The organism is Kribbella turkmenica (assembly GCF_004348725.1).
Classification (GTDB): Bacteria; Actinomycetota; Actinomycetes; order Propionibacteriales; family Kribbellaceae; genus Kribbella; species Kribbella turkmenica.
In genome coordinates this window covers 1-14,934 of sequence record NZ_SMKR01000179.1, presented here as the reverse complement: position 1 = coordinate 14,934, position 14,934 = coordinate 1, and the positions used below count along the sequence as shown (strand labels likewise).

16 protein-coding genes are annotated in these 14,934 nt (G+C 66.0%); 9 read left to right on the top strand and 7 right to left on the bottom strand.

Going from position 1 to position 14,934, the window contains the following annotated elements; genetic code table 11:
• The first annotated feature begins 3 nt into the window (after positions 1-3).
• Genes ctaE through qcrB (E1218_RS30060) form a run of 4 tightly spaced genes read left to right on the top strand, consistent with a single transcriptional unit; the run spans position 4 to position 4,177 of the window.
• Complete coding sequence (gene ctaE / locus E1218_RS30075; protein WP_132326353.1) at positions 4-606, top strand: aa3-type cytochrome oxidase subunit III; 603 nt, start codon at positions 4-6, stop codon at positions 604-606.
• The gene (qcrC, locus tag E1218_RS30070) at positions 603-1,469 is read left to right on the top strand and encodes a cytochrome bc1 complex diheme cytochrome c subunit (RefSeq protein ID WP_132326347.1); all 867 of its coding nucleotides are present in this window, start codon (positions 603-605) and stop codon (positions 1,467-1,469) included. The genes ctaE and qcrC overlap by 4 nt, the downstream gene beginning before the upstream one ends.
• Positions 1,466-2,512 carry a cytochrome bc1 complex Rieske iron-sulfur subunit gene (gene qcrA / locus E1218_RS30065; RefSeq protein ID WP_132326345.1) on the top strand — a complete coding sequence of 349 codons (1,047 nt, stop codon included), beginning with the start codon at positions 1,466-1,468 and terminating at the stop codon, positions 2,510-2,512. Before qcrC ends, qcrA begins: the two co-directional genes overlap by 4 nt.
• Before the next feature lie 6 nt (positions 2,513-2,518).
• Positions 2,519-4,177: a cytochrome bc1 complex cytochrome b subunit gene (gene qcrB / locus E1218_RS30060; protein WP_132326343.1), complete on the top strand. Its 1,659-nt coding sequence runs from the start codon at positions 2,519-2,521 to the stop codon at positions 4,175-4,177.
• Between the two features lie 135 nt (positions 4,178-4,312).
• Here qcrB (E1218_RS30060) and E1218_RS38300 read toward each other — a convergent pair whose 3' ends face one another.
• Positions 4,313-4,585: a MarR family transcriptional regulator gene (locus E1218_RS38300; protein ID WP_407657646.1), complete on the bottom strand. Its 273-nt coding sequence runs from the start codon at positions 4,583-4,585 to the stop codon at positions 4,313-4,315.
• Between E1218_RS38300 and E1218_RS30050 the strand changes: the two genes are divergently transcribed.
• On the top strand, positions 4,499-4,750 hold the full coding sequence (locus E1218_RS30050; RefSeq protein WP_132326339.1) for a helix-turn-helix domain-containing protein: 252 nt from the start codon (positions 4,499-4,501) through the stop codon (positions 4,748-4,750). The genes E1218_RS38300 and E1218_RS30050 overlap by 87 nt on opposite strands.
• A gap of 156 nt (positions 4,751-4,906) precedes the next feature.
• Here E1218_RS30050 and E1218_RS30045 read toward each other — a convergent pair whose 3' ends face one another.
• The 3 genes from E1218_RS30045 to ctaD form a co-directional block, all read right to left on the bottom strand.
• Positions 4,907-6,139, bottom strand: a complete 1,233-nt coding sequence (locus E1218_RS30045; RefSeq protein WP_233712571.1) for a L,D-transpeptidase — start codon at positions 6,137-6,139, stop codon at positions 4,907-4,909.
• Between the two features lie 198 nt (positions 6,140-6,337).
• A complete protein-coding gene (locus E1218_RS30040) occupies positions 6,338-6,733 on the bottom strand; it encodes a cytochrome c oxidase subunit 4 (RefSeq protein WP_132326337.1) in 396 nt (131 codons plus the stop codon).
• Positions 6,730-8,436: an aa3-type cytochrome oxidase subunit I gene (gene ctaD, locus E1218_RS30035; protein ID WP_233712572.1), complete on the bottom strand. Its 1,707-nt coding sequence runs from the start codon at positions 8,434-8,436 to the stop codon at positions 6,730-6,732. Before ctaD ends, E1218_RS30040 begins: the two co-directional genes overlap by 4 nt.
• A 414-nt stretch (positions 8,437-8,850) precedes the next feature.
• Here ctaD and qcrB (E1218_RS30030) point away from each other — a divergent pair, with 414 nt between their 5' ends.
• On the top strand, positions 8,851-10,539 hold the full coding sequence (qcrB, locus tag E1218_RS30030) for a cytochrome bc1 complex cytochrome b subunit (protein ID WP_132326333.1): 1,689 nt from the start codon (positions 8,851-8,853) through the stop codon (positions 10,537-10,539).
• Positions 10,540-10,706: 167 nt separating this feature from the next.
• Entirely contained in the window at positions 10,707-11,120 is a 414-nt protein-coding gene (locus tag E1218_RS30025; RefSeq protein WP_132326331.1) for a hypothetical protein, read from the top strand.
• A 112-nt stretch (positions 11,121-11,232) separates the two neighbouring features.
• Here E1218_RS30025 and msrA read toward each other — a convergent pair whose 3' ends face one another.
• The 3 genes from msrA to E1218_RS30010 form a co-directional block, all read right to left on the bottom strand.
• Positions 11,233-11,784: a peptide-methionine (S)-S-oxide reductase MsrA gene (gene msrA / locus E1218_RS30020; protein ID WP_132326329.1), complete on the bottom strand. Its 552-nt coding sequence runs from the start codon at positions 11,782-11,784 to the stop codon at positions 11,233-11,235.
• On the bottom strand, positions 11,781-12,311 hold the full coding sequence (gene msrB / locus E1218_RS30015; RefSeq protein WP_233712570.1) for a peptide-methionine (R)-S-oxide reductase MsrB: 531 nt from the start codon (positions 12,309-12,311) through the stop codon (positions 11,781-11,783). Before msrB ends, msrA begins: the two co-directional genes overlap by 4 nt.
• Before the next feature lie 92 nt (positions 12,312-12,403).
• The gene (locus tag E1218_RS30010) at positions 12,404-12,634 is read right to left on the bottom strand and encodes a hypothetical protein (protein WP_132326327.1); all 231 of its coding nucleotides are present in this window, start codon (positions 12,632-12,634) and stop codon (positions 12,404-12,406) included.
• A gap of 302 nt (positions 12,635-12,936) precedes the next feature.
• Between E1218_RS30010 and E1218_RS30005 the strand changes: the two genes are divergently transcribed.
• Entirely contained in the window at positions 12,937-13,854 is a 918-nt protein-coding gene (locus E1218_RS30005) for an NADP-dependent oxidoreductase (RefSeq protein ID WP_132326325.1), read from the top strand.
• A gap of 458 nt (positions 13,855-14,312) precedes the next feature.
• Entirely contained in the window at positions 14,313-14,702 is a 390-nt protein-coding gene (gene trxA / locus E1218_RS30000; RefSeq protein WP_132326323.1) for a thioredoxin, read from the top strand.
• The last annotated feature ends 232 nt before the right edge of the window (positions 14,703-14,934 follow it).

The following is a 14,934-nucleotide window of genomic DNA, read 5'->3' as shown; positions in this document are numbered from 1 at the left end:
AGCATGGTCAGTGTCGGCACGATCGTCTGGCTCTCGAGCGAACTGATGTTCTTCGCCGCCCTGTTCGCGGCCTACTTCACGATCCGGTCGGTGACGACCGCCGCCGCTGCTCCGGGCACGGAGACCCTGTGGCAGGCGTCCACCGAGATGCTGAACGTCCCGTTCGCCTCGGTGAACACGTTCATCCTGGTCGCGTCGTCGTTCACCTGCCAGGCGGGTGTCTTCGCCGCCGAGCACGGCAAGGTGGGCCGGACCGGCTCGCTGGCGAACATCCGCGCGTGGGGCATGCGCGAGTGGTTCATCCTCACCTACCTGATGGGCGCGGTCTTCATCGCCGGCCAGGTGACCGAGTACGCCGCCCTGATCCACGAGGGCCTGTCGATCTCGTCGTCGCCGTACGGGTCGGTGTTCTACCTGACCACCGGGTTCCACGGTCTGCACGTGACCGGCGGTCTCATCGCTTTCGTGTACGTCCTGGCCAGGACGTACATGGCTCGTAAGTTCACCCACGAACAGGCCGTCTCGGCGATCGTCGTGTCGTACTACTGGCACTTCGTCGACGTGGTCTGGATCGCCCTGTTCGCGACCATCTACCTGCTCAAATGAGTGAGAAGAGACTTTCCTTGTCACCGGCGCGCTTTCTCTCCGCGCGACGACGGCACCGGTCAGCCGGCCTCGTCGTGCTCCTGTTCGGCCTGTTGGCAGTGGGTTCGGCGTACGCCGCCTTCGCCCCTGACAACGCGGTCGCGGACAACTCGGCCCAGTCCCAGCAGATCGAGGAGGGCAAGAAGCTCTTCGCGGTCGGCTGCTCCAGCTGCCACGGTCTGAACGCCGAGGGCGCCACCAACGGCGAGGGCAGACTGGCCGGCCCGTCGCTGATCGGCGTCGGCGCGGCCGCGGTCGACTTCCAGGTCGGCACCGGCCGGATGCCGGCGGTGCAGCCGGGTGCGCAAATCCCGGAGAAGCCCCCGACCTACACGCAGGCCGAGATCGAGGCGCTCGCCGCGTACGTCGCCTCGCTCGCACCCGGTCCCGCGGTTCCGGCGCAGGAGTCGTACGACATCAGCAAGGCCACCGACGAGCAGGTCACCCGTGGTGGTGAGCTGTTCCGCACCAACTGCACGGCATGCCACAACTTCGCCGGCCGTGGCGGCGCACTGCCGAACGGCCGCTACGCACCGTCGTTGATGGGCGTGACCGAGAGGCACATCTACGAGGCGATGCTGACCGGCCCGCAGCAGATGCCGGTCTTCTCCGACCAGGTTCTGCAGCCGCAGGACAAGCGCGACATCATCGCCTACCTGAAGGCGCTGGAGACCCAGAAGGACCCGGGTGGCTTCGGCCTGGGCCGGCTCGGTCCGGTGTCCGAGGGCCTGTGGGGCTGGCTGGTCGGTATCGGCCTGCTGGTCGGCGTGGCGGTCTGGATCGGCGCCAAGGGCGTCAAGGCCAAGGGAGCGAAGGCCGAATGAACGACGACAAGCTGCCGGTCAAGGCAGAAGAGGGCCACGGGGCGGTAGAGGTCGCCGAGCCGATCGCCGACCCGGGGATCGAGCCGCACGAGTACCGGATCACCGACATCGACCCGAAGGCGGCCGACCGGGTCGAGCGCCAGGTGGCCGCGATGTTCGGCCTGGCCGGGCTGCTCGCCCTCGGCTCCTGCGTGGCCTACTTCGCCATTCCGCGCTACGCCGAGCTGGCCTTCGGCCCGCTGACCGGCAACGCGAACAACCTCGTGCTCGGCCTGTGCCTCGGCCTGGCGCTGTTCCTGATCGGTGCCGGCGCGATCCAGTGGGCCAAGAAGCTGATGGTCGACGAGGAGATCTCCGAGGAGCGGCACGACGCGCACTCGACGACGGCACAGAAGGCCGAGATCACCGAGGCCTTCAACCAGGGCGTCGAGGAGTCCGGGTTCACCCGGCGCAAGCTGATCCGCCGCTCACTGCTGGGCGCCATGGGTCTGCTCGGCCTGCCCGCCATCGTGCTGCTGCGCGACCTCGGCCCGCTCCCCGGCCGCAAGCTCTACAGCACCATCTGGGCCCAGGGCATCCGGGTCGTGAACGACGTCACCCTGCGGCCGATCAAGCCGTCCGACCTGGTCGTCGGGCAGCTGGTGAACGCCGCCCCCGCCAACCTGGCCCCGCTCCAGGAGGAGAGCGGCGTCGAGTACCAGAACGCCAAGGCGAAGGCCGCGGTGATCGTGGTCCGGATCAAGCCGAGCGAGATCCGTACGCCGGCCGGCCGGGAGAACTGGGGTATCGACGGCATCCTCTGCTACTCGAAGATCTGCACGCACGTCGGTTGCCCGATCTCGCTGTACGAGCAGACCACGCACCATGTGCTCTGCCCGTGCCACCAGTCGACCTTCGACCTCGCGGACGGCGCCAAGGTCGTCTTCGGCCCTGCTGCCCGTCCACTGCCTCAGCTACCCTTGGCAGTGGATTCGGAGGGCTACCTGATCGCGCAGAGCGACTTCACCGAGCCAGTCGGTCCGAGCTTCTTCGAACGAGGGTGACCGCACGTGTCTGACAAGGATTTCCCACCACCGGTCAAGTACCTGGACGACCGTCTCGGGATCGGCAAGATCGGCCGCAAGAACCTGCGCAAGGTCTTCCCGGACCACTGGTCCTTCATGCTCGGCGAGATCGCGCTCTACAGCTTCATCATCCTGATCCTCACCGGCGTCTTCCTGACCTTCTGGTTCAAGCCGTCGATGGCCGAGGTCGAGTACCAGGGCTCGTACAGCCTGCTCAAGGGCCTGCACATGTCGGAGGCGTACGCCTCGACGCTGGACATCTCGTTCGACATCCGCGGCGGTCTGCTGATGCGGCAGATCCACCACTGGGCGGCCGTGCTGTTCATCGCCGCGATGATGGTGCACCTGCTCCGGATCTTCTTCACCGGCGCCTTCCGCAAGCCGCGTGAGCTGAACTGGGTGATCGGCTTCACGATGCTGTTCCTCGGCATCATCGAGGGCTTCATCGGCTACGGCCTGCCGGACGACCTGCTCTCCGGCACCGGGTTGAGAATCACCCAGGGCATGATCCAGGCGTCGCCGGTGATCGGCACGTACATGAGCTTCTTCATCTTCGGCGGCGAGTTCCCGGGTGACGAGTTCGTCTCCAGGTTCTTCACCGTCCACGTGCTGCTGATACCCGGGTTGATCCTGGCCCTGGTCACGGTCCACCTGTTCCTGGTGGTGTACCACAAGCACACGCAGTACGCCGGCCCCGGCCGGACCAACAACAACGTGGTCGGCTATCCGCTGTGGCCGGTGTACACGGCCAAGGCCGGCGGCTTCTTCTTCGTCGTCTTCGGCATCACCGCGCTGATGGGCGCCCTGATGCAGATCAACCCGGTCTGGCTGTACGGCCCGTACAACCCGGCGGAGGTGACCGCCGGATCCCAGCCCGACTGGTACATGGGCTGGCTCGAAGGCTCTGTCCGCATCATGCCCGGCATCGAGTCCAGTTTCTGGGGCATCACGCTCAGCTGGAACCTGATCATCCCGGCCCTGCTGGTACCACCCGCCTTCGTCACCCTGGTCGCGCTCTATCCGTTCATCGAGGCCTGGATCACCGGCGACAAGCGCGAACACCACCTGCTGGACCGGCCGCGGAACATGCCGACCCGGACCGGCATCGGCGCCGCCTTCATCACCTTCTACGGCCTGCTGTGGGTCGGTGGCGGCAACGACCTGATCGCCACCCACTTCGGACTCTCGCTGAACAGCGTGACCTGGTTCCTCCGGTTCGCGGTCTTCCTCGGCCCGATCCTGGCGTTCTGGATCACCCGGCGGATCGCGATCTCACTGCAGCGTGCCGACAACGAGCGGATTCTGCACGGCCTGGAGACCGGCATCATCGTCCGCTCCCCCGACGGCGCGTACTCCGAGAAGCACACCCCGATCTCGGACTACGAGGCCTACGAGCTCACCGCCCGGGACCGGATCCTTCCGCTGGAGACCGGTCCGGAGACCGACGACAACGGTGTCCGCGCCCCGCGCCGGGCCCTGAAGAAGCTCCGCTCCAAGCTGTCGCAGTTCTACTACGCCGACGCGGTGCAGAAGCCGACCCGCGAGGAGGTCCAGGAGGCGCACGAGCACAGCCACGACGCCGACGAGATCCACGAGCTGGGTGAGACCGAGACCTATCGCGAGGTCACCAGCGACAGGTCCTGAACGGCACCACCGAAGGAGCCCCGGGCAACTGCCCGGGGCTTCTTCGCGTTGTCCGACGGCTCCGGAGACCGCCGTCAGGTAGTCGACCGACGTCCTCCCGGTCCGCCGGCGGGAGCTCGACGGCGATCAGCCGCCTCAGCGGCGGCCCGAAGAACTGCCGACCGAGGTCGGCGCTGCCGAGACCTGGAGCCGGGTGCTCCGGCCGTCTGAGCGGCTTTTGAGGCGTTCGACGTGTCCGGCGGCCTTCAACCGGTGGATCACCGTCGCGGTCGTCTGAGAGGCCATTCCGAGCTGTCCGGCGAGCTTTCCCGGATTGCCTCCATGCCGGGCCGCTCGGCATCCAGGAGGCGGATCAGTGCGCGTACGTCCGGCCGACCCGCGTGGTCGACGCCGACCGCCCGCCAACACGAGGTCGCCGAGCTCGTCGCCGACGGCAGCACGAACACCGACGCCGACCGCCTGGCCCGCCTCTCCGGCACGGTCAAGAACCACCTCACGGCCATCCAGCGCAACCTCGGCGCCAGAATCGCGTCCGCGCTGGCCGTCGTACCAACCACCGCAGTCGTGCCCTGACTGTGGTTCGACCGTCGGCCCCGCCGCAGCCCTCACCAGATCAACGCTCGACCCGGAAGTCACCACCGGCGCCGCAACCACGATCCAAGTGATCGCCTACGCCCCAACCGCCTGAGGCCTACTCCTCGCAGCCCTCACCTGGCACTACGGCGCGGCTCAGGACAGAGCTGAGCCGGCCTTGTAGGCGGGCCAGGTCAGGTTCCAGTCGGTCCAGCCGTTGCCGGGCTCCATCGTGCGGGTAGTGCCGGTGACGATGACCGGGTCGCCGCGCAGGGTCTGCCGGAAGTACCACTGGCCGTTCGCCAGGCTCATGCCGACGCACCCGTGGCTGACGTTCTCGGTGCCCTGGCTGCCGGACGACCACGGCGCGCCGTGCATGAACTCCCCGGAGCTGGTGACCCGCTGGGCCCACTTCACGTCGTGGATGTCGTAGTACTCCGGGTCGCCGGGCTGGATGCCGACGGTGCGGGCGTCCATCCGCTTGGTGGCGTACTTCTCCATGATCACCTTCGTGCCGCTGCGGGTGGTGAACCCGTCCTTGCCGGCGGTGATCGGGATGGTGCGGGCGAGCTTGCCGCTGATGGTCACGTACATCTTGTGCTTCTTGACGTCGACCCTGGTGATCACCGACTTGCCGATGGAGAACGAGATCTCCCGGCTGGCCGAGCCCCAGACGCTGTTGCCGGCGTTGACGCCCTGGGTGTCGATGTTGACCGTCACCTTGATGCCGGCCGGCCAGTAGTTCTTCGGCCGGTAGTTGACCTGCTTGCTGTTCATCCAGTGCCAGCTGCCGTCGACCGGGACCGACGTAGTCACGTTGAGCCGCTTCTCGACCGCGGCCCGATCCTTGACCGGGTTGTTCCAGTAGATCTGGATCGGCATCGCGACGCCGACGGTCTCACCGTTCAGTGGGGCGACCGACGCCTTCAGGTTCCTGGCCGCCTTCAGCGTCCTGAACGTCGAGTTGATCGGCACGGTGGCGCCGTCGGTGCCCTCCGCGGAGCCGGTCAGCGTGTACGTCGCACCCGGCTCGAGCTGCGGCGCGGAGGTCCACTGGTTCTTGTCGGCGTTGAAGCGGCCGGCGACCTTGTCGCCGTCGTCGTCCTCGAGGGTGACGTCCTTCAGTGTGCCGACCGAGGTCCTCACGGTCACCGGGGTGTCCGGCTTGACCGAGGTCGCGCCCTTGGCCGGGACGACCGTGACGCTGGCCGGGGCCGGCTCCTGCGACGGGGTGGTGGACGCCCCGGGAGTCGTCGACACACCCGGCGTACCGCTGGTCTGTGTGGTCCCGGGAGACGAGGGCGAACCGCCCGCCTCGGTGTCACTGCATGCGGCGCCGGCCACCAGCATCACGCAGATCCCCACCACGGCCAGCCCGTGCTTCCTCACCGAACCGCGCACCATTCCCCAGCTCTCCCCTGTTCATACCGAACCGCCGCAAGAGTATCCGGCCGGACCGACAGAACCCGGCAGCACACCCGCCGCACAGCGGTCCGGACCACCATGGCCCGGTTCCCGGCAGCACTCCGTAAGACGCGCGAAGGCGCCATCCGGTTGGCCCGGATGGCGCCCGTACGAGTTGTTCAGCTAGTGAGCGTGGTCACCCCGGTAGTACTCGAAGATGAACCCGGACAGCGTGATGATGCCGAGCGCGCAGCCGGCGATGAACAACCACCAGCCGAAGACCAGTCCGAGCACGACCACCGACAGGGTCAGTGCGCACCACAGCGGCCACCACGAGTGCGGCGGGAAGAAGCCGAGCTCACCGGCCCCCTCGACGATCTCGGCCTCCTTGCGGTCCTCCGGCCGGGCGTCCATCCGGCGCGCGGTGACGCTCAGGTAGAACGCCACCAGCAGGGCGAGGAAGAACGTCATCACCAGCGCGGTGGTGCCGGTCGGGTCCTCCGACATCAGCCAGTAGATCGGCGTGACCACCAGCACGAACACACTCAGGATCCCGAAGACCCAGGCTTCGACCTTCACGCCTTGTCCTTCCCCTCGGTCTCGCTAGCGCCGTCGAGGCCGGCGTTCTCGCGCAGGTTCTCGACCCGGCCCTGGTCCTCACCGGCGTCCAGCAGGTTGTCCTTCGGCGCCCGGTTGTCCGGGTACTCCGCCAGCGCGAGGTCGGCGTGGTGCAGGTCGAACGCAGGGCTCTCGGAGCGGATCCGGGGCAGCCGCTCGAAGTTGTGCCGCGGCGGCGGCGAACTGGTCGCCCACTCGAGCGAGCGGCCCCAGCCCCACGGGTCGTCGACCCCGACCAGCGGCGCCTTGCGCGACTTGTAGACGTTGTAGAAGAACGGCAGCATCGACACGCCGAGTACGAACGCACCGACCGAGGACACCTCGTTCAGCGTGGTGAAACCCTCGTTCGCGCCGTACGACGCGTAGCGCCGGGGCATGCCCTCGACGCCGAGCCAGTGCTGCACCAGGAACGTGGTGTGGAAGCCGATGAACAGCAGCCAGAAGTGCAGCTTCCCGAGCCGCTCGTCGAGCATCCGGCCGGTCATCTTCGGCCACCAGAAGTAGAACCCGGCGAACATCGCGAACACCACGGTCCCGAACACCACGTAGTGGAAGTGCGCGACCACGAAGTACGAGTCGGACAGCTGGTAGTCCAGCGCCGGCGACGCCAGGATGATGCCGGTCAGACCGCCGAACAGGAAGGTGGTCAGGAAGCCCACCGACCACAGCATCGGGGTGTCGAACGACATCGAGCCGCCCCACATCGTTCCGATCCAGTTGAAGAACTTCACCCCGGTGGGCACTGCGATCAGGAACGTCATGAACGAGAAGAACGGCAGGTTCACCGCCCCGGTCACGAACATGTGGTGCGCCCACACCGTTGCGGACAACGCACCGATGCCAAGTGTGGCCGCAACAAGGCCGACATAACCGAAGACCGGCTTGCGGCTGAACACCGGCAGGATCTCGGTCACGATGCCGAAGAACGGCAGCGCGATGATGTACACCTCGGGATGGCCGAAGAACCAGAACAGGTGCTGCCACAGCAGCGGCCCCCCGTTCGCTGCATCGTATATGTGAGCTCCGAGGGCCCGATCCGCCTCGAGCATCAGCAGCGCGCCACCCAGGATCGGGAACGCGATCAGCACCAGCAGCGAGGTCACCAGCACGTTCCAGGTGAAGATCGGCATCCGGAACATCGTCATACCGGGTGCTCGCAGGGCGATGATGGTCGTGATGAGGTTGACCGCACCCAGGATCGTGCCCAGACCTGACATCCACAGGCCCATGATCCACAGATCGCCGCCCACGCCCGGCGAGCGGACCGCGCTGGACAGCGGCGCGTAGCCGGTCCATCCCCAGTCCGCAGCACCACCTGGAGTCGCGAGGCCGCCGATGGTGATCAGCCCGCCGAACAGGAACAGCCAGTAGCTGAACATGTTGAGCCGCGGAAACGCGACGTCGGGGGCGCCGATCTGGATCGGCATGATCACGTTCGCGAAGCCGACGAACAGCGGTGTCGCGAACAGCAGCAGCATGATCGTGCCATGCACGGTGAAGAGCTGGTTGTAGACCTCCTCGTTCACGATCTGCAGTCCTGGTCCGGCCAGCTCGGCCCGGATGATCAGTGCCAGTACACCTGCCAGCAAGAAGAAGCTGAACGACGTGATCAGGTACAGGTGGCCGATCCGCTTGTGATCGGTGGTAGTCAGCCAGACGGCCAATCTCGTCCCGGGGTACGCCCCGACCGACGATGTCTCCGCATCGGTGAGGGCAGCCCGCTCGCTTGTCGTCACTGCATCTCCCGGGAGATTGTCGTGGGCAATAACTGGACGGTATCGTCCTCAGATCAGGCATGGCAAGCTGGCCTGGCAGAGTCGGCTCTCCTCCGAGGAGCGGCCGTTCACCATGACCAGGCGGACACTCACCGCCGGGCCGCGATGGGTCGTCGGCGCGAGGAGCCAAGGAGCAGGGCACATTCGGAACTCGCCCGCGGCCTGATCTCACCTGTCCGCCTATCTGATGGCCGGCCACGACAGAACGCCGATGCGCGTCGGTACTCGACAGCTATCAAAACATGAGAGGACGATATAGTTCTTTTTCTCCGGACTCATGGTTGCGACCCAGAGGTGAACGCGATGGCTGACCAGCAACTCCCCACGGCGGTCGAGTGGCTCGACTCGCGTTTGGGTTTCCTCAGATCAGGCGCGAAGAAGGACGGATCGGGAGGGCTTCGGAAGGTCTACCCGGAGCACTGGTCCTACTTGCTCGGCGAGATCGCGCTCTACAGCTTCGTCATCCTGATCCTCACCGGCGTCTTCCTGACCTTCTGGTTCAGGCCGTCGATGGCCGAGGTCGAGTACCAGGGCTCGTACAGCCTGCTCAAGGGTCTGCACATGTCGGAGGCGTATGCCTCCACGCTGGACATCTCCTTCGACGTCCGTGGCGGTCTGCTGGTCCGGCAGATCCACCACTGGGCGGCGGTGCTGTTCATCGCCTCCATGATGATCCACCTACTGCGCGTCTTCTTCACCGGCGCGTTCCGCAAGCCGCGTGAACTGAACTGGCTGATCGGCATCGGGACGTTGTTCCTCGGCATCGTCGAGGGCTTCATCGGCTACGGCCTCCCCGACGACCTGCTGTCCGGTACCGGTCTACGGATCACCAACGGCATGATCCAGGCGTCACCGGTGGTCGGCACGTACCTGAACTTCTTCATCTTCGGTGGCGAGTTCCCCGGCGACGACTTCGTCCCCCGGTTCTTCACCGTTCACGTGCTGCTTCTTCCCGGTCTGCTGCTCGCTCTGACGGCCGCCCATCTCTTCCTGGTCGTGTACCACAAGCACACTCAGTTCGCCGGTCCCGGTCGTACGGAGCGCAACGTCGTGGGGTACCCATTCTTCCCCGACTACGTAGCGAAGGCCGGCGGCTTCTTCTTCGTCAACTTCGGCATCACGGCGCTGATGGGCGCGCTGATGCAGATCAACCCGGTCTGGCTGTACGGCCCGTACAATTCGGCCGAGGTGACCGCGGGCTCGCAGCCTGACTGGTACATGGGCTGGCTGGAAGGCTCGGTGCGCATCTTCCCCGGCTTCGAATCGAGCTTCTGGGGCATCACACTCAGCTGGAACCTGATCATCCCCGCACTGATCGTTCCACCGGCGTTCGTCACGCTCGTCGCGCTCTACCCGTTCCTCGAAGGCTGGATCACCGGTGACAAGCGCGAGCACCACCTGCTCGACCGGCCGCGCGACGTGCCGACCCGCACCGGCATCGGCGTCGCGTTCATCACCTTCTACGGCCTGCTGTGGGTCGGTGGTGGTAACGACCTGATCGCCACCTACTTCGGACTCTCGCTGAACAGCGTGACCTGGTTCCTCCGCTTCGCAGTCATCCTCGGCCCGATCCTGGGCTTCTGGATCGCGCGGCGCTGGGCGATCTCGCTCCAGTGGGCCGACCAGGAGCGGCAGCTGCACGGCCTCGAGACCGGCGTCATCATGCGCTCGCCGGACGGCAAGTACACCGAGAAGCACCAGCCGATCTCGACGTACGAGGCCTACTCGCTCACCGCGCGGGACCGCGTCCTGCCGCACGAACTCGGCCCGGAGACCGACCTCAACGGCGTCCGCGCCCCGCGTCGCGCGCTCTACAAGGCCCGCGCCGCACTCTCCCGCTTCTACTACGCCGACGCCGTCCAGAAGCCGACGGCACACGAGATCGAAGCGGCACACGAGCAGGCGCACGACGCCGACGAGATCCACGAGCTGACCGAGGAGACGGAGACCTACCGAGAGGTCACCAACAACACCCGTACAACTGGTACGTAACGCTTTCCCCGGCGAACTTGCGAACGGGACATCCCTGTCGTCGTCCGCACGCAACTGTGCACGAGATTTGCTCCGATCCGTGGCGCCGTCGCTGGGCCGCACCTGCGGCTGCCGGGTTCAGCGACGGCGCACGCCCTGCGACCTCCGATGTCCTCTGAAGGAATTCCATGACCCCGGACCATCCAACCGACCAGAACGCCGTGCGGAACCTGGACTCACCCCGCCAGCTCGCTGACTGGGCCCAAACTCTCGTCGCCCATCACAAGCGTCAACTGGCTTCGCCTGCACCATCACCCCGCCCTGCCGGCATCGACGACTCATCATCCGCCTCGTTGCATCGCACCTGGGACGATCTATCGGCAGGATTCGTCAGTCTGCAGCACAAGAACCTGCTCGTTGACGGCGCTGATCCGGCTGTTCTGGCCACTGCCTTCATGGCTGCACTCCAAGGCGGCTATCTCTTGTCAGCGATAGCCCGCCACACCGGCCCGCTCGAGATCGCCGTCGAGATGGCGCTACGGCAGGTGGCGAGGAGCCTGACCGATGAGCCCCCGCGACCGCACGACCGATCCCATCGCTGAATCGCGCCGCCCGGCGAGCAGCTCGCGCGTCCCAGCGTTCACCTTCCGTTGGCGACGGAGTGACGAGGACGTGACCGTCGCCCCAGCGATGAGTATGTCTCAGGATCAGCAATCAGGCCTTGGTTGTACGCCGCGGAAGTACCCAGTCCGGGCGCACGAAGTGGCACGTGTAACCGGCCGGGTATTTGATCAGGTAGTCCTGGTGCTCGGGTTCGGCCTCCCAGAACGGACCCGCGGGCTCGACAGTCGTCACGGCCTTGCCCGGCCACAGGCCCGACGCGTCGACGTCAGCGATCGTGTCGCGAGCGATCTCTTCCTGCTCGGGCGTGAGCGGAAAGATCGCCGAGCGGTAGCTCGTGCCGACATCATTGCCCTGACGGTTCAGGGTCGACGGGTCGTGGATCTGGAAGAAGAACGACAAGATGTCACGGTACGTCGTCTTCGCCGGGTCGAAGACGATCTCTACTGCTTCGGCATGTCCAGGGTGGTTGCGGTACGTCGCGTGATCGTTCCGCCCACCGGTATAGCCGACGCGCGTCTCGAGCACGCCGGGCTGCCGGCGGACAAGGTCCTCCATACCCCAGAAACAGCCCCCGGCGAGGACAGCAGTCTCGGTGCCCGGTTTGCGGGTGACCTGCCCGGTGTCGTGAAGTCCGCTGGTCATGATGTGTGCTCCTTCGTGCTGGTGGTGTCGTCCGTCTCGAACAGCGACCGATACTCGCCGTACCGCTGCGCCTCCAGTTCAGAGACCGGGATGAAGCGCAGCGCCGCGGAATTCATGCAGTACCGCTGACCGCCGGCGTCGGCCGGCCCGTCACCGAAAACGTGACCTAGGTGGCTGTCAGCCCCGGTGGACCGCGCCTCCGTGCGGATCATCCCGAACGACCTGTCCGTCTCCGTGCGAACAGCATCCTCCGTGATCGGCCTGGTGAAGCTCGGCCATCCCGTGCCACTGTCGTACTTATCGGTCGACGAGAACAGGGGCTGACCGGAGACCACATCCACGTAGATCCCAGGCTCGTGGTTGTTCCAGTACTCATTGTGAAATGCTGGCTCGGTTCCGCCCTTCTGAGTGACATGGAACTGGGTGTCGTTGAGGCGGCTGAGCGCCTCCGGAGTCTTGCTGTAGTCGCCTGGCACGTTTTCTCCTCTTCTGATGCCGCTAGCTGCGACGTCGATGGGGAAGTTCACAGACTTGCTTTGTCTCGGTTCCAGTGCTCGACTCGCTGACCGGCCGGGACCACTTCAACGGACGTGTCACGGCAGCCGTGCTGACTCAGGCCTCAGACCTGCCGATCACCGGCCTGCACAGCCGCCAGCAGTCCGTCCACATCCTCCGCGCACGGCCCACAGGCAGCGAGGTGCGCCGCTAATCCGGGATAGTTCTCGGCAGCATCGACACCGGCCGCGAGTAACTCGGCGTAGACGTGAAGAACAGCCATTGCCTCATCACAACCGACGTCACGCGGATCGGTGGCCAGGAATCGCTCGATCCCGTCCCGCCACTCGGTCATTACATTTCACCTCAACCTGTTGGTCAGCAAGCTCGGCAGCTCGTCGATTCACACTTACAGATATCCGTTGGTGGTCGGACAGCCGCGGATCTTACGGTGCGTATCGAACAAGTGTGCCTGGCACCTGATTCGATTCGTAGCCAGACATCATCGCGTCCACCGAGGCACGTCGACGCGTCGCTCGGAGGCGCCCCAGGCCCAACTCCTGTCCACTGCGTGGTAAGACGCCGAGGTCTGGTGCAGCTAATGCTTGTGAGCAGATATTGCTGTGTAGGCGAGGACCGGATACGAGGAGCTGCCTGATGAGAGCGATCGTGGTGACGGACGAGGCCGCGGGAACGGCCGGGATGACGCTGGCGGAACGGCCGGAGCCGGAGGCAGCGGGCAACGACGTCCTCGTCGAGGTTCATGCGTCGGGATTCACCCGCGATGAGCTGACATGGCCTGGAACCTGGACTGATCGCCTCGGCCGGAACCGGGCCCCGTCGATCCCCGGTCACGAATTGGCGGGTGTGGTCAGCGCGCTCGGCTATGGCACGAGGGGACTGTCCGTGGGCCAGCGAGTGTTCGGGCTCACGGACTGGACTCGCGACGGCACCCTCGCGGAGTACGCAGCCGTCGAGGCCCGTAACCTCGCCCCGCTGCCCGGCGACGTCGACTTCACAGTCGGCGCCAGTCTGCCGATCTCAGGCCTGACCGCGTGGCAGGGCCTGTTCGTGCACGGCCACTTCCAGATGGGGCAGAGCCTCCTCGTTCACGGCGCGGCCGGTGGAGTCGGAACGATGGTGACGCAGCTCGCCCGAGAGGCCGGTGCCTATGTCATCGGTACCGGACGCGCCGCCGATCGAGAGACGGCGCTCGACTTCGGAGCGCAAGAGTTCGTCGACCTCGACAACGACTCCCTGGAAGACGTCGGCGGCGTCGACCTGGTCTTCGACGTCATCGGCGGCGACATCCAGAAGCGGTCCGCAGGCCTGGTTCGAGCTGGTGGAACGCTGGTCACGATCGCAGGTCCGCCCGACGCACGACCCGCGGATGGCCTGGCAGTCGACTTCGTCGTCGAGGCCGATCGTGCCCAATTGGGTGAGGTCGTCCAGCGCGTGCGGGACGGACGGCTGCGCTCGAAGATCGGCAACGTGGCGACCCTCGACGATGCGGTCGCAGCCTTCAACCCGGTGGAGCGGACCAAGGGAAAGACCATCATCCGCGTTCGGCCGTGAGGCCACCGTTCAGGCGAAAGGCGACGAGGACAGCGGTCCGGCCACGTGGACCAGCACCAGCCAGAGGCTCGCTCGCGCCGTGAGGCTTGGTGACGGCCGCCTCCTGCTCCAGCCTTGCGAGCGCGCGAGCGCGGTTGCCGATTCTGCCCAGATCAGTCACCGAGGCCAGGCGCATGAGCCGATGTGACCAGCAACGCCGCCGTCAGGATCACACTGACCGCCGGCGACCGAGACTCAGATGGCGCCGAACATGTCGGAGCTGCGGCCCGGCAGAGGAGGCCTGACCATCACCGACAACAGCGACCATCGCCCACAGACAGCCGCGCCTGGGCACGGTCGTGGGCATTGACGACACGACGTCGCGTCCGCACGCACGACTGACGAGCAGGTTCATGCCGTCCCCCGGCGGCGGGGGGAAGGTCGCTCGCATTCCCCACTGCACCGACGAGAGGAACGTCATGGCCACGGTCGAGCTCACCGACGACAACTTCGAGAGCACCATCAACGACAACGACATTGTCCTGGTCGACTTCTGGGCCTCCTGGTGCGGCCCCTGCCACCAGTTCGCCCCAGTCTTCGAACGATCTGCCGAGGACAACCCGGAGATCGTTCATGCCAAACTCGATATCGGGGCCCAGCAGCGCATCCCCGGCGCCGTGGGCATCACGGCGATTCCGACTCTGATGGTCTTCCGTGAAGGTGTCCTCGTCTTCAACCAGGCGGGAGCCCTGCCCGCCGCGGCTCTTGCACAGGTCGTTGACGCTGTCAAGGATCTCGACATGGACGAGGTCCGAAAGGACGTCACCGCACAGAGTCACGAACACGGCGACGACACAGCGATGCCCTAGGTCCGCGGCCACACTGGTGTTTGCCCAAGGCGACACCCCGTGATCCTCGAGAACCCGACTGAGTGCTTCGGTGATGCGTCACCAAAGTAGACACCCACACTCCTGGGGGCCTTTGCTACGGACCGTCCGGCACGTTCCTGCCGGCGAAGGAAGGAAGCGCGACATGGCAACTGTCTCGTTCAAGGGAGCCAGCCGGGTCTACCCGGGCACCGACACCCCCGCTGTGGACCAG